This is a genomic window from Flavobacterium sp. LM5 (assembly GCF_002017945.1).
Classification (GTDB): Bacteria; Bacteroidota; Bacteroidia; order Flavobacteriales; family Flavobacteriaceae; genus Flavobacterium; species Flavobacterium succinicans.
This window is the reverse complement of record NZ_MUFX01000006.1, coordinates 69580-89923: the sequence shown is the minus strand read 5'-3', so window position 1 is coordinate 89923 and position 20344 is coordinate 69580. Positions and strand designations below refer to the sequence as shown.

The window sequence follows — 20344 nt, the reverse complement described above, 5'->3', positions numbered from 1 at the left end:
CAAAAGATGAGCTATTACAAAATCAACACCTTAGAAGAATACTTTAAACATTATAAAAAATCGATCCGTGAACCTAAAAAATTCTGGGACAAAATAGCCTCAGAAAATTTTGTTTGGTACCAAGAGTGGGACAAAGTGATTGATTTTAATATGGCAGAAGCCGATATCAAATGGTTTGTCAATGCCAAAGTGAATATCACCAAAAACTGTATTGATCGCCATTTGGCCAGAAACGGAAAACAAACCGCCATCATTTTTGAACCCAATGATCCCAATGAAGATGCCCTTCACATTAGCTACAACGAACTTTCGGAACGCGTCAATAAAATGGCCAACGTATTGCTTGATCAAGGCATACAAAAAGGAGACCGAGTGTGTATCTATCTACCTATGATCCCAGAATTGGCCGTTTCGGTTTTGGCTTGCGCTCGTATTGGTGCTATACATTCTGTAGTTTTCGCAGGATTCTCAGACACGGCGGTAGCTGCCCGAATTAACGATAGCGAATGCAAAATGGTCATTACTTCTGACGGTGGTTATCGTGGTAATAAAACCATTGATCTAAAAGGAATTATTGATGAAGCCTTAAAAAAATGTCCATCGGTGGCCAAAGTACTCGTGGCCAAACGCATTCATAGTGAGGTGAACATGCAAACTGGTAGAGATTTATGGTTACAACCTTTATTGGACAAAGCCTCGGATTCGAACGTGGCCGAAATCATGGATGCGGAAGACCCACTATTTATATTGTACACCTCTGGCTCCACAGGAAAACCCAAAGGAATGGTACACACTACAGCTGGCTACATGGTGTATACCGCTTACACATTCAAAAACGTATTCAATTACCAAGACAATGATGTTTTTTGGTGTACTGCCGATATTGGTTGGATCACAGGACATTCCTACATCTTGTATGGTCCATTATTGAACGGTGCAACTACCGTAATCTTTGAAGGCGTACCCTCGTATCCTAATTTTAGTCGCTTTTGGGAAATCATCGAAAAACACAAGGTCACTCATTTTTATACCGCCCCTACTGCAATTAGAGCGCTAGCCAAAGAAAATCTTGAGTATGTACAAAAATACCCTTTAGCGTCGTTAAAAGTGATTGGTTCTGTAGGAGAACCTATTAACGAAGAAGCTTGGCACTGGTACAACGACCACGTAGGAGGCAAAAGATGCCCGGTGGTAGACACATGGTGGCAAACCGAAACCGGTGGGATTTTGATTTCGCCCATAGCTTTTGTAACACCAACTAAACCCACCTATGCGACACTACCTCTTCCTGGAATTCAAGCCGTTTTGATGGATGAAAAAAGAAATGAGATTGAGGACAATCAAGTTACTGGAAGTTTATGTATCAAATACCCATGGCCGAGTATTGCTAGAACCATTTGGGGCGATCATAAGCGATATAAAGAAACCTATTTCAGTGCTTTCCCAGGGAAATATTTTACGGGTGATGGCGCACTTAGAGATGAAGTAGGCTACTATAGAATCACAGGTCGTGTAGATGATGTCATTATTGTTTCGGGGCACAATTTGGGTACAGCACCAATTGAAGACGCGATCAATGAGCATCCAGCGGTGGCCGAATCAGCTATTGTAGGATTCCCACACGACATAAAAGGAAATGCATTATACGGTTTTGTGATATTAAAAGAAGTTGGCGAATACCGTGATCGCGACAACTTGAGTAAAGAAATCAATCAATACATTTCGGATCACATTGGTCCGATTGCGAAACTCGATAAAATTCAATTTGTAAACGGTTTGCCGAAAACACGTTCTGGAAAAATCATGCGAAGAATATTACGCAAAATTGCCGAAGGGGATTTTTCTAATTTCGGGGATACTTCCACCTTACTGAATCCAGAAATTGTGGAAGAAATAAAGAATGAAAAAGTGTAACCATCAACAAAAATAGTGTATACCTAAAAAGCAAAAAACGGCTGCCTCACATGAGACAGCCGTTTTTATTTATTTTGATTTTGTAGGGATTACAACTAGTTTTTAATCAATTTTAAAACCTGCGTTTGTTTTTCAGCATTTTGTGCTTTAACCAAATACATCCCTTTGTTCAAATCACTAATTGAGAATTGTTGATCCACAGCTTCGGCACCTTCAAACTGCTTCACTTTTTGGCCCGAAATCGTGAAAATTTCAACTTTAGTAGTAGCTGTACTTAAGGTAAAATAGTTGGAAGCTGGATTTGGATACAATCTAATTGAAGCTTCTTTTTCATAATCTTCAATTGCTAAAGTAGCGGTTTTGTTGCCTAGAATTTTAAACTCTCCTGGTTGCAATGTAATTGTTTGATTAACATTGGTCACATTGAGCTCTGAATTATTCATCAAATCATACCAAGTACCAGTATATTGAAAACCAGTTGCAACACTAGTTGCTACTACTCCAAAATTAGCCACAATCAAGACATCTTTAAGCGCTGTACTTGCTAATGTTGTATTGGTAATTTTGATATTTGGCGTTACACTATTAGTACTAGAAATAGTCACATCTCCTAAAAAAACAGGCTCATTAATTTTTAAACTAATCATTTTCGCCCAGTCATTATAGATCTTACTTCTCTCGGAATTCCCTAACCAATTCCCTGTCCATTGTGGTTGTGGTTTGGTATCTAATTTACAATCTCCAACAATAGTAGCCGATTGATCATTTACTGTTCCATTATTACAAGTAAAAATGGAAGATTCCCAACCTAATTCACCAAAATGCCAAATCATTTTTGGCCCAGGCACCAAAAGAGATACCGCGCCAATAGCAGACATTCTAGATAAAGCAACATTCAATGTTTTTACGTTATGAGCAGCATTCGTACTATTACCAAACTGTAAATTTTTGTACATCAAGCGTTCTTCATCATGACTTTCGGCATAGCCCATTAATCGTTGTTTGGTAAAACCACGACTTGCGCTGCTCATTCTTGAGATGTTTTTATTAGGCCATCCCATAGAAAGTTCGTTGTACTGTTCTGTCATTTTACCCCAAAGCATAATCCCATCCTTGTAGTTTGCCCATTCCTTTTCTTCAGTATCTGTCCCTAAGTGCTCGAAAATCACGTAATGAGAAGGATCAGTAGCCCAAGAAAAATCAGCATATTTTTTTAAAACATCTACACGGTCTTGTTGATACGCATCGGTTTGTGCATCTGATCCCTGCGCATTTTGAGTAAATCCTTTGGTTAAATCCCAACGGAAACCGTCGATTTTAAATTCTTTGATCCAATGTTCTACTACTCGTTTTACATAGTTCTGTGTACGTGGTAGCTGATGATTAAAATCTTCACCTACACTGTAACTGTGTTTTGCTACCGTATTAAAATATGGGTTTTCAACTGTTGGAGTTCCCCATCCATCGTTTTCAGGATCATTCATCCACATACGCACCATTGGGTTGCGACCAAAAGCGTGATTCAATGCAATATCTAAAATTACAGCGATACCATTTTGGTGACACAAATCGATAAATTCTTTCAATTTTTCTGGAGTACCATAATACTTATCCAACGCCATATGAAACGAAGTGTTGTACCCCCAACTTTCATTACCTTCAAATTCCATTACAGGCATCAATTGAATGGCATTTACTTTCAGATTTTTGAAATAATCTATTTTATCAATTAAATCCTGATAATTTCTTCTGGAATCAAAATCACGAACTAGTACTTCGTACACTACCAATTTTTCCTTGGTTGGTTTTTCAAAATTAGTAGTAGCTTGGCTCCAAGCAAACGGAGCTTGACCTGTTTTGAACCAAGTCACTTCACGCTCTTGACCTGTTGGATATGCCGGAATATTTGGAAAAGAAGCCGATGGAATACCACCATCATCAAAAGGAGAAAGCACCAAAGTAGAATATGGATCGGCCGTTTTGACCAATTTTGGTGAATTGGCTAAAGAAGCTTCTTTTCCTACCCAATATTGATAAGTATAATTGGTCCCTGCAGTAAGACCCGTCAATTCCAACCAAAATTTGGTAGAACCAGCAGTAGCATCCTTCTTCATAGCATACGCATTTGTAGGTTGCCAGTTGTTGAAACTACCAGCTACGTATACAAAATCTTTTAAAGGTGCATCTAACACCAAAGTAGCTTTAGTAGCATCATTTGCATTATAGTTGATACCATCCACTAAACCAGCAGGGATCGTTTCTGAAACCACGGATGGATTCACGACAACAGAAAACTTCTTTACTATAGTCGTTGTGCTTTGCAATACTTCTAATTCATAGTTTTGATTTCCAGTAATATTGGCATGATTAAAGGAATAGCTTGCTGTAGCAGCAGCTGTATTAAGAACAGTGCCATTGGATTTTAAAGTATAGGAAGCATTGCCATTGGTATTGGTTGCCGTAATATTTAAGCTACCTCCTGAAGATAAAATCGTGGTGCTGTTTTGAGCCGGAGTATTCAAAGTAACTTGAAACGTTCCTACTTCAGCAAGTATGTTTTGCGATTTTTTGTCACCTGTTCCGTCTTTAGCCTTGATTAAAAAACCTATTCTTCCAAGCCCATTACGGTTAAAAAAAACATTAGGAACAAAAGTTAGCGTATAAGTATTCGATACAGCATTGTAAGTAAAACGATTGGCTTCGTTAGAATTCGTCCATGTACCATTGGTTGGGCAATCCCTTTCATTAGTATCATTGCTATCATAGGACCAAGCCCACATATATAGCGCATTTCCCGTAACTCCCCAAGTCGCTTCGTTGATACTAGCCCCATCAACAGTAATAGTAATCGAAGTGGTTTCTTCAAAAGTGGCGGGACTAATGGTGTGAGTGGCTGTTTGCTGCTGTGAAAAAACACTCCAACATACCAAAAGCATTAGTATAAGTAATTTTTTTCTCATTATTATTTAAAGTTTGGATTAAAGAAAAAAGGGCTGCCTTAGAGACAACCCTTTTTAATAAATGAACTAAAATTATTTTTGATTTGGAATCATAGAATAACTTCCGTCAATGTCACTGAAATACACAATGAATTTTGATTTTCCAGCTACTGGAATATTCTTTCCATTTGAACCGATAGCAGAGAATGCTGTTTCATTACCCCAGCTATCATCCCACTTATTTTCAGCTCTGAATTTAGTTTCACCTTTAGTTAAATCAATTTTTACGGTCCAAACATGAGGATCAAATGTAGACTTAACCATATCTTGATCAGCATCCCATCCACCTGCTGTTGCAGTACCAATCATACCAATAGTAGTAAAAACCTTAGCTGTACTAGCATCATAAGGAGTTAAGGTATACTTTAAAGTTGTTGTATCGATTGTAAAAGTATAATATCCTGCGGTTGTAACTGAAATAGATGCTGGATCAGCATCTGATTCTGTCGGTCTAGCTACAAGATTACCATCTGAACCACCATACATTGGAGCCCATTGTCCTAAAGTAGAAACTAATTTAAATGCACCTGCTTTAAAATAACCTGTGAAGCTATATTGATTTGCCTTTGTACCATTTCTAAATAATGGTTGATTACCATTATTGTTGTTCCAACCTGCAGCAGTAGCATCTCCAACTAAAAACCAATCGGTTTTGTCATAAGCTAAAAGACCTGTGTAAGGCTTAACTTTTAAAGTGATCACATTAGAATATTGTTTGATAGCGTTAGTAGATGTTCCTAACTGTCCCATAATTCTAACATCAATTGACGACTGAACAGCTGGAGCAAACCCTCCCTTAGTCAACACATCATTCAATTCTTTAACTGTCCAAGATAAAAAACGATCTGCTGTAGTACCTGCTGCTATAGGTTCTTTAAAGTCCGTTCCTGCTTTTGCAATTTCAACAGTATATGAAACAGCAGTTTCAATACCAAAATCACTGTAATCCCATACTAACGTAGTAGCAATATTATCTTGATTGGTTTCTAATAACACTAATTCAGTTCCTGATGCTGGCGTTAAAAGCTTAGCTCCTGATTGCTTGGTTGCAACCGCTTCAATATCATTTTCACAAGAGCCTAATGCCGCAAGCAAGAAGGCAAAAATGGTGGTTTTAAAAATGTTCTTCATTTTGTTTTTGGTTTTAAAAAATTAATAGCCTGGGTTTTGTGTTAAATTAGGGTTAGATTGAAGAGCCGTTAAAGGAATTGGAAACAATTTGTATGTATCTGGAATAGAAATTCCATCTTTAGATCCACCTTTCCAAGGCCATAAATACGTTCCTCCTGTAAATCTTCCAAAACGAATCAAATCTGTTCTTCTGTGCCCTTCTAAATTTAATTCACGTGCTCTTTCATCAATAATGAAGTTCAATGTTAAACTAGAAGCTGTAATAGTTGAAGCATTGGAACGAGTTCTAACTTTGTTTACATACTCTAAAGCTTGAGTAGCGCTTCCACCTGTTGCTCCACGTAATACACATTCTGCGTACATTAAATAAACATCAGCCAATCTGTAAAGAGGGAAATCTGTATTTGAGAATGACGTTGGGACAGTAGACCCTTGGAAATTGGTGTTTCTAAATTTTACACTTGGATAACCGTCTGCCCATTCTCTATAATCAGTCATTTCAAAATTATGACCTGTAGTCCAAAATAATTTAGCTCTATCATCAGAGGCATTAGCAAGATCAGTTGCTGAATTACCAAACAAACCATACCATGCTTCTGTGGCACGGTGACCTTGCCATCCATCAGTCGCACCAAAAGTGGTAAGCGGCATTGTAACATTACTCAAATTACCATTTACGATATAAGTAGTATTACCATAACTTTGGCTTACAATTGGATCTGCAATTAATGCATAGATAATTTCATTTTTTGCTGCAGTTTTGTCATTATCCCCAGAGAATAAGCTCACATAATTAGGCGCCAATGTAAATCCACCTTCGGTGATAATTTTATTACAGTAAGATAATGCTTCATTATATCTAGAAGTTCCTGTATACACCTGAGCATTCAAATACAATTTAGCCAAAAGCATTCTTACTGCTGATTTATTCGCTCTACCATATTCGTTTTTAACAGGAATTATAGACTCGATTTCTAACAACTCTTTTTCAACATAGTTAAACATCTCTATCCTTGTCGACTCTTTGATAGGCACTCCACTACCTAAATCATTTTCGGTAGCAATTACACCTTTACCAAAACAATCTATCATATAATAGTAAGCTAATGCACGTAAAAAACGCAATTCGCTTCTGTACAATTCTTGATCTGGTACGGTAACATTGTTTAGTACACTTAAAAGATTATTAGATTGAGGTACTACAAAATAAATACGGTTGTATAAATATCTAAAGAACTTATTATTCTCGTCCCAGTTTGAGGTTGTAGTCAATTGATCTAAACCATTATCTCCCCATCGGTTTTTCATACCATCGGCAGTAAATTCCTGAAGGTTAACAATCCCTCTCAAAAATGGTGATTCACCTGCATTATCTCCTGCTCCTAAATCAGATTCTCCAGCTCCTTTAGAACTAGATAATGCAAAAGCGCCGTAAATTTTGGACACCAATCCTTTGATTGCATTAGGGTCCCTTTGCAACAATTGCTCTAGGTCTAGTTCTACTTTCGGCTTAGTATCAAGATCATCAGAACAACTATTAAGGGATAGTAGCATTAAACCTAATCCTACTAAACATAATTTTAAATTTTTCATATCTCTTAAAAGGAATTAAAAATCAAGACTTACACCAAACGTATACGTTCTTGGTCTTGGATAAAAGTTATTATCAATTGCATTAAAGTTCTCAGGATCTTGTCCAGAGTATTTAGTCAATACAAACACGTTGTTTACAGATCCATATACTCTTAATGATGAACTACGAACAAATTTATTGAACTTGTAACCTAACGTTACGTTGTCTAAACGTAAAAACGTAGCATCTTCTAGCAAGTAATCAGAAAAAGTATCATTACCATTAAAGTTTTGGTATAAAGGGTCTGCTGATCCATCATAAAAATTAAGTACATTATTCAACGCACTTGAAGTTCCTTGCGTAGCTCTATCTGTAAAACCAGTGGTTACCAATCTAGAGTTGTACACTTGCCCACCTATTTGCCCTCTGAAGTTAGCTACTAAATCCCAGTTTTTATAGTTGAAATTAGTAGTAAAACCATACGTCCAATTTGGTCTTAACGCTTTGTAGTATCTATCGTCATTGTCAATTTTGTTATCTCCATTTAAATCTCTGAAAGCACCAGGAATTGGTTTTCCACTTTCATCGTAGATTTGTTGGAACACCCAAGCAGAATAAGGTTGTTGTCCTACAGCATGATTCGCTAAAAACAATCCAGTCCCTGTTGGCAATCCACTTTCAGATGCTTGAACTTGAGTAATTCCTTTTAGACTAGTTACTTCACTGTAGTTATAGGCAATATTACCTCCAATTGTGAATGAAAAATCTTCTGTTTGAACCGCTTTCACATCAACATTAGCTTCAAAACCTTTACTTTCTATAGATCCTACGTTATCAATAAAAGTACTAGTTAATCCTTGTCCTGAAGGAACCGGAACTACTGCTAACAAGTCATTGGTGTTTCTTTTATAAAAATCAACAGCTCCTGAAAGCAAACCACTTTTAAACAATTCGAAATCCAATCCTATGTTGTAATTGTCTGTTTTTTCCCATGTAACATTTGGATTGAATGCTCTTGCAGAATAGGTTGGTGAACCAGGTAAATACTGACTATTAGGATCCCCAATATCAAATAATGGCCTTGATGGATAATACCCAACGGAACCTGTAATATTTTGTTGTCCTGTTTTACCCCATCCCAAACGCAATTTAAGATTTTGGAAAAACTCAGAATCTTTGATAAAAGTTTCCTCTTTAATTTTCCAAGCCGCACCTACTGCTGGGAAATAGCCCCATCTTTGATCTTTTTGGAACAATGAAGATCCATCAGCTCTAAAAGTAGCTGTAAACAAATATTTGTCTAAAATATCAAAGTTAGCTCTAGCAAAATATGCTTGTAAGTTTAAAGGATTGTAATATCTATTACTTGGATTGTTAACATCAAAACGAATTTCTCTTAATCCTGAATCAATATTGTATTGATAAATATCTTTATTACCATCTATTTTGAAATTTTGGTAAGTATACCCCCCTTGAATATCTAATTTAGTCACAAAACCAGTTAAGCTTTTGTTGTATGCTAAATAAGCATCCATAGTTTGGTTCGTTGAAGTCTGATTCTCCAAGTAATTTTCTCCAGGATTGAACACGTAATTGGTTAATGGATCTTTACCTTGGTTAAATCTGTAGGTTGCAATAGCGTTGTCACTATACACTTCTCTAATTCTAGCTTCTGAAGCGTCTAAACCTAAATTTACAATCGCTCTCAAATCTTTTAAGAAAGGCATCTTGTAGTCAAACTCAATATTTCCTAAGAAACGGATCGCCTTTTCAGGTCTAGTTCTTTGCTCCAACAAAGCTAAAGGATTCGTTGCGCCTTCTAGTTGATTTCTACCACTGTTCAAACGAGTGTTTTGGTAAAATCCTCCAAAGATACTATTGCTATCATAGATAGGTTTTGTTGGATCCATAGCCACTGCTCCACCAATAGCTCCACCATCATCTACAGAATTTTTGGTAGTAATGGTTCCCTTAGCATTGAAATCAACTTTCAAATTATCATCCAAAAATTTAGGAGTCATTTTTAAGGAATAACTGTATCTTTCAAAATCATTGTTTTTCACAAGACCTTGAGTTTTATTGTACCCTACAGAAGCTCTAAAAGGAATTCTGTTGTACAAGTTAGCTCTAGCACTGAAGTTATGATCTGTAGAAATAGCTGTTCTGTATACTTGATCTTGCCAATTAGTATCGGCAATGATACGCCCTTCAATTTCTGGAGTAGTTGGGTTATCGACTAAAGTATTACTTGGATCATCAATCCCTAAGTCATTTGTTCTTGTTGGGTGGTATTCTTGAATAAAACGCAAGAAATCACTTGAATTCATAACATTAATTTTCTTACCAACTTGCCCTACGGAAACGTTTGAGGAATAATTGAACTGAGGCGCTCCAGATGTACCTTTCTTAGTAGTAATGATAATTACCCCGTTCGAAGCACGTACACCATAGATAGCTGTAGCAGATGCATCTTTAAGAATAGAGAAACTTTCTACATCATTTGGGTTCACCAATGATAATGGGTTGCTAACCCCTGCAGGGTTTTCATTACTAATTGGCACACCATCAATGATAATTAACGGATCATTAGAAGCACTTAACGAAGCACCCCCACGAATCCTGATGTTTGGTGCAGAATCAGGCTGTCCACCATTGTTTGTGATACGTACACCGGCGGCTTTACCAGATAACAATTGATCCACGGAAACGATTGCGCCTTTATTGAAATCCTTAGCTCCAAGTATAGCAACAGATCCTGTAGCGTCTTTCTTCTTTACAGAACCGTACCCAACTTGAACTACAACTTCTTTCAATTCGTTTGCATCTTCATCTAATGAAACATTCAAGGTAGCCTGTCCATCATAAGTTACAGTAACGTTTCTTAACCCTATAAAAGAAAACACAATCTTATCCCCTTTTTTGACATTGGTTAGTTTGTATTTACCATCAAAATCGGTAGAAACACCATTTGTCGCTCCTTGTACATTTACATTGGCTCCTGGGATCGGTTGACCGGTACTTTTTTCAAGAACGGTTCCCGTAACAGCATTCTGAGCCAGCATGCTGAAAGGCAGGAGTAACAATAAAAATAACAACTTTTTATAAATTGTTTTCATACTTTTTGTTTAAATTAATTATTGGTTTGGTTTTTTTTGTTAAACTTTTCTTTACTTCGAACTTCAAAATTAACAGAATATTAATACGATCGACATGACATAAATCAGACAGCCTTACGAAAACGTAATAGTGTTGAAAACTTTATATTTTATTTATTATTCATGTCTGAAAATTACCAGAAATCAAAAAAAACAAGCATTAATAACGAATTCCTTTTTTAATGAAGAATGAAAAAAATGAGTTTATATACAAATAGCAAATAAAACAGACACCCATCTCAACTATTTTAAAATCAATACGTAACAGCATAGACACCCCACTAGCATTCACCTCAAATAAACGCCATTTACTAACAAAAAAGGAGGCCTACAGAGTATGCTGCTCCAAAGCATTTTCAGCCGCCTTCAAGAGACTTAATTGATACTAGAACTGTAATTCTCAGATTCAGCAATAGACTTCGTATTAGGCCAAAAAAAAGGCTGCCCATTTTGAGGCCACTGAAAAAGTACTTTAAGGAATAAAAGCGATAATTAAAGGAGTAGAAAGCTTAGCTTTCCTGCTCCTTTTTTATTATATTTAGCTGTAATTTTAATATTTTTTAAGTGTTAGTACAGCAACAAACAATACGATTCAGCGAGCATTCTACATTGTATGATTTAATCGTTCCAAAGGAAAATATTTTAAGAAAGATCAATGATTTGATTGATTTTTCCTTTATTTACGACGAGTTATTGAATAAATACTGCGCCGATAATGGGCGTATGGCAGAAAGTCCTGTTCGTATGTTCAAGTATCTGCTTCTTAAAACAATTTATACCGTTTCTGATGTTGATGTAGTAGAGCGTTCGCGTTACGATATGTCCTTTAAATATTTTTTGGACATGAATCCAGAAGACGATGTTATCAATTCTAGTTCGTTGACAAAATTCAGAAGACTGCGTTTAAAAGACACCGATTTATTAAATCTATTGATAAACAAAACGGTAGCCATCGCTATTGAAAAAGGTATCATCCGTTCGAGGTCTATTATCGTTGATGCCACACATACTTTATCAAGATCCAATCCATTTTCAGCTATCGATGTATTGAGAGAACGTTCAAAACTTCTTCGAAAAACAGTATACATCTTTGACGACCAATTCAAAGAACGTATGCCTGAAAAAAATACCGATAATGATTTAGAAAAGGAACTAGCTTATTGCAAAGACTTAGGAAAACGTATCGAAAATGAGCCATCGATAAGTTCAATACCCGCTGTGAAAGAAAAATTAAATCTGCTAAAAGAAACCCTAGAAGATACTCAAGAAAATTTAACGCTATCAAAAGATACCGATGCAAAAATAGGCCATAAATCTGCCGAGAGCTCCTTTTTTGGATACAAGACCCATTTGGCAATGACCCAAGAACGCATCATTACAGCGGCCGTAGTTACATCAGGAGAAAAAGGCGATGGACCGGAATTGCCTAAACTTTTAGAAATTAGTCAAGAAAACGGAATTGATGTTGACACCATTATTGGCGATGCTGCTTATTCTGGAAAAGAAAACCTAAAAATAACAAGTGAACAAAACATTAAAATAGTAGCAAAACTAAATCCATCGATAGCACAAGGATTTAGAAAAGATGAAGATAAATTTGACTACAATAAAGATGCTGATAGGTTTGTTTGCCCAGCAGGACGTATGGCAATACGAAAAGCACGAGGGGGAACCAAAGATGTCGGGGCAAATCAAGTAGATACTTATTATTTTGATATCAAAAAATGCAAGTCTTGTCCTTTAAAAGAAGGTTGCTATAAAGATGGAGCCAAAACAAAAACGTATTCGGTATCTATAAAATCAAAATTACATCAAGACCAAATAGATTTTCAAGAAACAGAATATTACAAGGAAAAAGCAAAACATCGATACAAGATAGAGGCTAAAAATAGTGAGTTAAAGAATGTACATGGTTATGACAGAGCACTATCGTACGGTATAGACAATATGCAAATGCAGGGTGCAATGGCTATTTTTACAGTCAATTTAAAAAGAATACTGAAATTAATGTAGCAAATCAAGTCTACTTCCAGATTCATCTAAAATGAACTTAGATAAATCGAAATGTAGCCACAATAAAATCTCAAATAAAATTAATCAAAAAGAGAAAACGCTTATAAAAGGAAGGTAAAATTCCAATTATAAGCGTTTTTTTATTGTCTAAAAACAATGCCTATCAAATTCGACGAGGTTTTTCAGTGGCCTCCCCATTTTGGACAGCCCTTTTATTGAATTTACAAAAACTATTGTTTTTCTAACTTATAAGTATAAGCTCTTGAGTGGCTTAAATCTAAAGTAATTTTGTAAGTACCAGCTCCTGGAGTTGGAATATCCGCTCCACCAGCGTTTGCGATACCATCAGCTTTATCAGAACCAAAATTAATATCCCAACCACCATTGGCTCTAAACTTTAATTTACCCGTTCCTTTCAACACTATAGTGCCTGTCCAAACATATTTTACAGGATCATAAGTTAACTCAGTATCTGCACCCCATTCTCCTGGAGTTGCATCACCAATAACTCCCCATTTAGTAAGTGTGGTAGAATACGTTAATTTTTGAGTATCTGCTTTAATTAAATAGTAACCTGCAGCAGCGCTTAAATTTCCTCCTTTAGCATCTAATTTTCCGTCATCTGCTGATTTACCGTAAGCAACATTTTTATTAAAATCGAATACTAAATTATCATCTGCTTCAAGTAATTTGAATCCTCCATTTAAATAAATGTAGCCTTCAAAATCAGCATTCCCTTTTGCAGAAGGTTTCATTTGGAATGGAAAAGTCACACCCGCTTTATCTGCCCAACCTTGGTGATCTCCAACAGCTGCGATAAGTGGCGCTGTTTTAAATGCAGTAATTGCGATTTCAATTGGCTCAGAGCCGATAGATTGTGTTCCTACTACTGCTTTAACACGAGCCAAAACTGATGTTGACACAAATGGAGTAACTCCTAAAGCAATCGCTGCTTTGTTCAAATTTTCTCCAGTAACGGCAACATTATTGCTATTGGATGATTGAACCAATTGCGGTTTTGCAAACGCTTTGTCATCAAGACTAGCAAGTTCAACCTCATACTTAACTAAAACGTCTCCTCCAAAGTTAGCAGCAGTCCAAGTAAAACGATCAAAAAGTTGACCCGAATTGGCTGGTGTTATTTCATAAATAGCTCCTGTTGATGGAGCAGTTAATACTGGAGCATCAGTAGCCTCAATAATTGGACGATCTTGAACGTCCTCTACACTACAAGAAGCAATAGCTAGTGTAAATAAAGACAAAAATATTTTTGATAAATTTTTCATTGTATTCTTTTTAATTAGTTAATTAATATCCAGGATTTTGTTGAAGTTTGGGATTAGCGGCTAAAGAACCAGCTGGAATTGGGAATATGTTTCTGTTAGAAGGAGTAGCTGTACCGGTAGCAATTCCACCTTTCCAAGGCCATAAATAAGATCCACCAGTAAATTTATTAAAACGAATCAAATCCGTTCTACGGTGACATTCCCAGTGCAACTCTTTAGCTCTTTCATCAAGAATGAAGTCCAAATTAAGTTCTCCAAGTGAAACAGTAGGAGCTTTTGCACGTGTTCTCAATGCATTTACATAGTTTAAAGCAGTTGAATTACTTCCACCAGCACCTCTTAGGTTACATTCAGCATACATTAAATAAGCATCTGCCAAACGGAAAACTGGAAAATCAATATCTACAAAGTCACCAGACTTGTCTGATCCTTGCACTCCTGCTTTGGTTAAATTACTAAACTTTTGAATGGCATACCCATCAGTAAAAGCACCAAGATCTTTGATCTCTTTGTTTTGTCCGTCGGTGTAGAAATCTCCTCTTACATCACCAGTTGATCCGTTAAATTTGTTAACAAAAGCTGAAGTAGTTCTAATACCAGCCCAACCACTATTAATACCATACTTCTCAGGCTTCATAGAACCACCAACAGAGGCATGTGCTAAGAAAGTAGTACCACCAAAGGTTTTTGTATTTAAACCATCATGAGCTATAGCAAAAATAAATTCATTTTGTGCGCCATTTTTATCATTATCCGCCAAGAACAAATCTTTATAATTGTTATGAATAGTGTACCCAGAAGCAATTACTTTATTGATTAATGGTAAAGCCTCTGCATATCTTTCAGTACCCACGTACACTTTTGCATTCATGTATAATTTAGCATGCAACATCCAAGCAGCTGCTTTGTCTACACGATTCAATTCGTTTGTTTTAGGATCCTTCAACTCTACCGTTAAAGCAGTAAGTTCTTCATCTATGAATTTATAGATCTCAGCTCTGTTAGCATATTCTGGAAGATAAAAAGAAGTAGGTGAATTTTCAGTCACAATCGACCCTCCTCCAAAAGTATCCACCAAATGCCAATACGTTAAGGCTCTTAGGAAACGTGCTTCTGCTCTAAAGGTTTTAATCTCAGCAATAGTAGCGGCATCAATCCTCTACTGGCTAATTTCTCGTCTGTAGTTTGACGTAAAAACTCATTACAGTTCACAATTTGAAAAGAGAAACGAGAAAAGGTTGCCGCAATAAAGGTGTCTAATGATGACCAGCTTTGAGCGTGAAAATCTTTAATTGTATCATCATTCCAAGCAATTACTGCTAAGTCGGTGGTTAATTCTTGCATTAACCATAAACCTCTAATGTACTGACTTGTTCCTTCATCAATTCCAGATATATCGCCATTTCCAGCAGGACCTGATTGACCTGTGGTAGCCAAACCTACATAAAGTTTAGCCAAAAACTGCTTGTACGAAGCGGGATCTTTGAATAATTCCTCTGCATCTATATCAGCGCTACCATCTATCGGGGACTGATTTAAATCGTTGGTGCAAGATGGGAATAGCATCACCATCAGCACTAACAATAATCCCATTTTTTTAAGTGATTTTTTCATTTTTCTTTAATTTGAATTAGAAATTAACGTTTAAACCCAACGTGAAAGTAAGAGGTCTTGGGTACAAGTTTTTATCTATACCACCAGAAATCTCAGGATCAATTCCAGTATAATCAGTGATAATAAAAACGTTTTGTGCACCAAAAGATAATTTAACCAAAGTATCAGAATCTGGTTTTTGATTAAAAGTATACCCAATACTTACGTTGTCTAATCTCAAGAAAGAAGCATCTTGAATGTAATAATCAGACTCATAACGTTTGGTGTCATTAGAGGTAAAACCTGTTTCTAATACATTATGCACCGCATTAGACAAGTCAGTGTTTCTAATAAACACCCCAGCCAAAGTTCCATTGTTTGAATCTACGTTGTTGTAGTTATAATTACCCCAAGACCCTCTGAAAGTAGCAGCAAAATCCCAGTTTTTATATACTACACTAGTGTTAAAACCATAAAATACATCAGCAGCTGGTTTGTGAAAACGGTATTTATCTTGACCATTAATAATTCCATCCCCATTTCTGTCTACAAATACACCATCTAAAGGCTTACCATCAGCGCCATACGCTTGTTCATACACATAAAAAGAATTTGGAGCGTACCCTACTTGGTGATTTTGAATAAAGTTTCCTGTAGGTCCTTCATAACCTCCAACATTAAATCCAGGAGAATTAGGAGAATCACTAGCTAATTTTGTGATTTCAGAATTTTGGAACGTAATGTTTCCTCCAATAGACCATTCAAAGTTTTCCGTTTTTACTGGAATTACATTACCAGAAATTTCAATACCTCTATTTCTAATAGCTCCAACATTGTAGTTGTCGAAGTTAGAGAACCCAAAGAAAGGAGGATTTTGTGTATACAACAACAAGTCTTTAGTATCTCTTTGATATACATCAAAAGTACCCGTAATTCTATTACTAAAGAATCCAAAATCAATACCAGCATTCACCGTAGTGGTTTGCTCCCACTTCAAGTTACTGTTGTAGGGTTGTGGTCTAAATGTTTGGTAATACTGATTCCCAAACTGGTATTGCGCTTGTGGATTAGAACCACGGTACAAAGGGATAGATGGGTAACTTACCCCAATATCTTGTTGTCCTGTAATACCCCAACCTCCTCTTAATTTAAGCGTAGAAACCGCCTCTACATCTTTAAGGAAATTCTCGTCATTGATTTTCCAAGCTACCGCAAAAGCAGGGAAATTAGCCCAACGGTTTTCTTCTGTAAAACGAGAAGTACCATCTCTTCTCAAAGAAGCTGTCAAAATATACTTATCAGCAATGGTGAAGTTCGCTCTAGCAAAGAATGATTGTAGGTTTACCCTAGATGGTACTCTAACGTTTGGCGTATTCTCTTGATTATTACCAAAATTGATAGAATAACCATCATTATCGTCTCTAAAATCTTGATAAGAATAACCACCTGTTACATCAAATTGTGTATTAATAGACTCTACCAACTTATTGTAGTTAAAATACAAGTCCATTAATTTATTGTTTCTCTTAGAAGTATTTAAATAAGAATTATTGAATCCAGAACCTGCTAATCCATTTAGGAAATCGGCGCTTGTATTACCCAAGAACGACCACTCATTTCGTCATAACCAAAGTTTGCTACCGCTTTCAATTCTGGGAAGAAATGCAATTTATAATCGAATTGAATGTTACCAATACTTCTGTAAGAAGTACCATAATTATTTTGTTGTTCAATTAATGAAACTGGATTTTTTCCTGCCAAAGTGTTGATTTGAGTCGGTGACGAATACCATTGGAAGTAAGTACCATCAGGGTTCTTTATCGATTGCGTAGGATCAAAACGAACAGCTGACCCAATGGCTCCTCTATTACTAAAATCACTGTTAATGATAGAAGTATTACTATTTACTTGAACTTTCAAATGTTTATCAAAGAAATCACCAACAAGAGAAGCCGAAATAGTGGAACGCTCCATGTTATCTCGTACCAAAATACCATTCATGTTTGCATAACCCACAGAGGCTCTATAGGAAATATTATCTGTACCACCACTCATCGCAATGTTGTGATCTGTACCTAAAGCCGTTCTGAAGATTTCCTTTTGCCAATCAGTATCCGCATCACCCATAAGTGCAATTTGTGACGCATTACCTTTAGAATTTACTAAATCTCTAAATTGATTCGAAGACAAAGCATCTACCGTCTTAGTAATTTCAGATACTTGGAAAGTAGCATTGTAATTTACTTTCATGTCTCCTTTTTTACCTTTTTTGGTCGTAATGATGATTACCCCATTAGAAGCTCTAGAACCGTAGATCGCAGTAGCAGAAGCGTCTTTCAATACTGTAATCGACTCAATGTTGTTTTGGTTGATCGTTGCCAAAGGGTTTCTTGAACCAGAAACTCCACCAGCAGCTACTGGTACACCATCAATAACATATAAAGGGTCGTTTTGAGCATTCAAAGAAGATCCTGAACGAATTCTGATCGTAGCACCTTCTCCAGGAGAACCACCACCATTGGTAATTTGCAAACCAGCCACTTTCCCTTGAATCATTTGATCTGCTGAAGCAACTGGGCCTTTATTAAAGTCTTTAGTACTTAATACGGCCACAGACCCCGTAGCATCTTTCTTCTTAACAGAACCGTACCCAACGTTTATGACTACTTCTTTTAATTCGTTAGTATCTTCTTCTAACGAGGCATTAAGTGTTGCTTGTCCGTCATAAGTAAGTACAACGTTTCTCAATCCTATATAAGAAAATACAATTTTATCCCCTTTTTTTACGTTGGATAGTTTATATTTACCATCAAAATCGGCAGAAACACCATTTGCAGCTCCTTGTATATTTACATTGGCTCCTGGAATAGGTAGGCCTGTTGCTTTTTCAACAACAGTTCCAGAAACAGCTTGCTGAGCCAGCATGCTGAAAGGCAGGAGTAACAATAAAAATAACAACTTTTTATAAATTGTTTTCATACTTTTTGTTTAAATTAATTTTTAATTTTGGTTTTAGTTCCACTTTTCCTCTACTTCGAGGCCCAAAATTAACGTAACATTAATGCGACTGATATGATAAATATCAGATAAGCAAACTGCAAGCCATATAAGCCAACTAAAACGTGATAGTGTTGAAAACTTTGCGTTTTATTTATTAATTATATCTTAAAATTGATGAAAATCAAAAAAAATAAGCATACATAACGAATACTGCATTTTTTAAAAAAAACAAAGAATGAAAAAAAAGGTCACTTTAAAACAAATCGCAAAAGAATTAGATGTTTCTATCTCAACTGTTTCAAAGTCACTCCGTAACAGTTTAGAAATTGGTGAAGAAACGAGGTTGAAAGTGCAAGCTTTTGCCAAATTTTACAATTACAGGCCTAATAATATTGCACTAAGCTTAAAAAACAGACGCACAAAAACCATTGGGATCATTATCCCTGAAATCGTACATTACTTTTTCTCTACAGTTATTAATGGTATTGAACAAGTCGCCAACGAAAAAGGATACAGCGTTATCATTTGCTTGTCAGACGAATCTTTTGATAAAGAAGTCATGAATATGGAACTTTTGGCCCACGGTAGCACCGATGGATTTATCATGTCCTTATCTAAAGAAACGCAATTCAAAAAAGATTTCCATCATATTACTGAAGTAATAGACCAAGGTATGCCAGTAGTTATGTTCGATAGAATTACCGACGAGGTACTTTGCGATAAAGTAATTATTGACGACAAAAAAGCGGCCTATGAAGCTGTAGAACATCTAATTAAACAAGGGCGAAAAAAAATAGCCTTAGTCACCACAGTAGATTATGTAAGCGTAGGCAAACTGAGAACTGACGGATACACCAATGCACTTAAAGACTACAACATTCCTTTTGATGAAAATTTAATTATTAAAATTGAAGATGTAGACACTTGCGGTATTATCATCAGCAAGCTACTTGAAGACAAGGCCATTGATGCGGTTTTTGCAGTAAACGAGCTTTTTGCCGTAACTATTTTGAAAACGGCTAATAAAATGGGCTTAAACATCCCAAATGACCTAGCAATTATAGCCTTTACTGATGGAATTATCTCAAAATATTCAACACCTACCATTAGCACCGTAAGTCAAAGTGGCAAGAAAATGGGAAGACGTGCCGCCGAAATATTAATTCAACGTCTTGAATCGGAAGATCAAGAATCGGAAGAGGAAATTTACGCCACCGAAATTATTGAAACTCATTTAATAGAAAGAGAATCAACTTAACAAATCGAATTTGTTAAAATTATAGATTTAATTAACACCGTCCCAAATTGGCAGAACTTATCCTAATTCGGGACGGTGTTAATCATCACAACAAGACTACTCTCACCCAATCCCTTCTCTTTCAAAACATATTGATTATTGTTTAGAAAAAAGCACTAAACAAAACCAATTTATCAACAAAAAACGTTGGAGTACAATTTATTCTTCAACCTAATACTTCCTAACGTGAATATTTTATATATTTACACTAGTCAAAACTTTTTCTTTTACTTCGAACTTTAAGTAAAGTTTACTGGCATCTCTCCATACCTCTCAATTTAATTTTTTGATGTAAATGGTGAACTCCCAACAAAACCAAGCTTATACAAGCAAAAACAAACTATTCTTTATTTTGTAATTTTCTCTGTATCTTTATTTTACAA

12 protein-coding genes are annotated in these 20344 nt (G+C 36.1%); 3 read left to right on the top strand and 9 right to left on the bottom strand.

Annotated elements, in window-relative coordinates; all coding sequences use genetic code 11:
- Positions 1–6 precede the first annotated feature (6 nt).
- On the top strand, positions 7–1914 hold the full coding sequence (gene acs / locus BXU11_RS15515) for an acetate--CoA ligase (RefSeq protein ID WP_024982213.1): 1908 nt from the start codon (positions 7–9) through the stop codon (positions 1912–1914).
- A gap of 95 nt (positions 1915–2009) precedes the next feature.
- Here the strand turns inward: acs and BXU11_RS15510 are convergent, their stop codons facing one another.
- The 4 genes from BXU11_RS15510 to BXU11_RS15495 form a co-directional block, all read right to left on the bottom strand.
- Positions 2010–4874 carry an alpha-amylase family glycosyl hydrolase gene (locus BXU11_RS15510; RefSeq protein WP_078213205.1) on the bottom strand — a complete coding sequence of 955 codons (2865 nt, stop codon included), beginning with the start codon at positions 4872–4874 and terminating at the stop codon, positions 2010–2012.
- A 72-nt stretch (positions 4875–4946) separates the two neighbouring features.
- A complete protein-coding gene (locus BXU11_RS15505; RefSeq protein ID WP_078213204.1) occupies positions 4947–6044 on the bottom strand; it encodes a SusE domain-containing protein in 1098 nt (365 codons plus the stop codon).
- Positions 6045–6065: 21 nt separating this feature from the next.
- Positions 6066–7637, bottom strand: coding sequence for a RagB/SusD family nutrient uptake outer membrane protein (locus BXU11_RS15500; RefSeq protein ID WP_078213203.1), 1572 nt, complete (start codon positions 7635–7637; stop codon positions 6066–6068).
- A 15-nt stretch (positions 7638–7652) separates the two neighbouring features.
- Positions 7653–10733 (bottom strand): TonB-dependent receptor, encoded by a 3081-nt coding sequence (locus BXU11_RS15495; RefSeq protein ID WP_078213202.1) that lies wholly within the window; start codon positions 10731–10733, stop codon positions 7653–7655.
- A 603-nt stretch (positions 10734–11336) separates the two neighbouring features.
- Between BXU11_RS15495 and BXU11_RS15490 the strand changes: the two genes are divergently transcribed.
- Positions 11337–12785 carry an IS1182 family transposase gene (locus BXU11_RS15490; protein WP_078213201.1) on the top strand — a complete coding sequence of 483 codons (1449 nt, stop codon included), beginning with the start codon at positions 11337–11339 and terminating at the stop codon, positions 12783–12785.
- 230 nt (positions 12786–13015) lie between these two features.
- On the opposite strand, the gene BXU11_RS15485 is transcribed toward BXU11_RS15490, so the two are convergent.
- Genes BXU11_RS15485 through BXU11_RS18140 form a run of 5 tightly spaced genes read right to left on the bottom strand, consistent with a single transcriptional unit; the run spans position 13016 to position 18643 of the window.
- Positions 13016–14071, bottom strand: a complete 1056-nt coding sequence (locus BXU11_RS15485; RefSeq protein WP_078213200.1) for a SusE domain-containing protein — start codon at positions 14069–14071, stop codon at positions 13016–13018.
- Positions 14072–14093: 22 nt separating this feature from the next.
- The gene (locus BXU11_RS15480) at positions 14094–15146 is read right to left on the bottom strand and encodes a RagB/SusD family nutrient uptake outer membrane protein (RefSeq protein WP_255373953.1); all 1053 of its coding nucleotides are present in this window, start codon (positions 15144–15146) and stop codon (positions 14094–14096) included.
- 23 nt (positions 15147–15169) lie between these two features.
- Positions 15170–15685: a hypothetical protein gene (locus BXU11_RS18150; protein ID WP_223253750.1), complete on the bottom strand. Its 516-nt coding sequence runs from the start codon at positions 15683–15685 to the stop codon at positions 15170–15172.
- Between the two features lie 16 nt (positions 15686–15701).
- On the bottom strand, positions 15702–17267 hold the full coding sequence (locus tag BXU11_RS18145; RefSeq protein ID WP_223253749.1) for a TonB-dependent receptor domain-containing protein: 1566 nt from the start codon (positions 17265–17267) through the stop codon (positions 15702–15704).
- Entirely contained in the window at positions 17240–18643 is a 1404-nt protein-coding gene (locus BXU11_RS18140; protein ID WP_223253748.1) for a SusC/RagA family TonB-linked outer membrane protein, read from the bottom strand. The genes BXU11_RS18145 and BXU11_RS18140 overlap by 28 nt, the downstream gene beginning before the upstream one ends.
- A 256-nt stretch (positions 18644–18899) precedes the next feature.
- Between BXU11_RS18140 and BXU11_RS15470 the strand changes: the two genes are divergently transcribed.
- Positions 18900–19922, top strand: coding sequence for a LacI family DNA-binding transcriptional regulator (locus BXU11_RS15470; RefSeq protein ID WP_078213199.1), 1023 nt, complete (start codon positions 18900–18902; stop codon positions 19920–19922).
- The last annotated feature ends 422 nt before the right edge of the window (positions 19923–20344 follow it).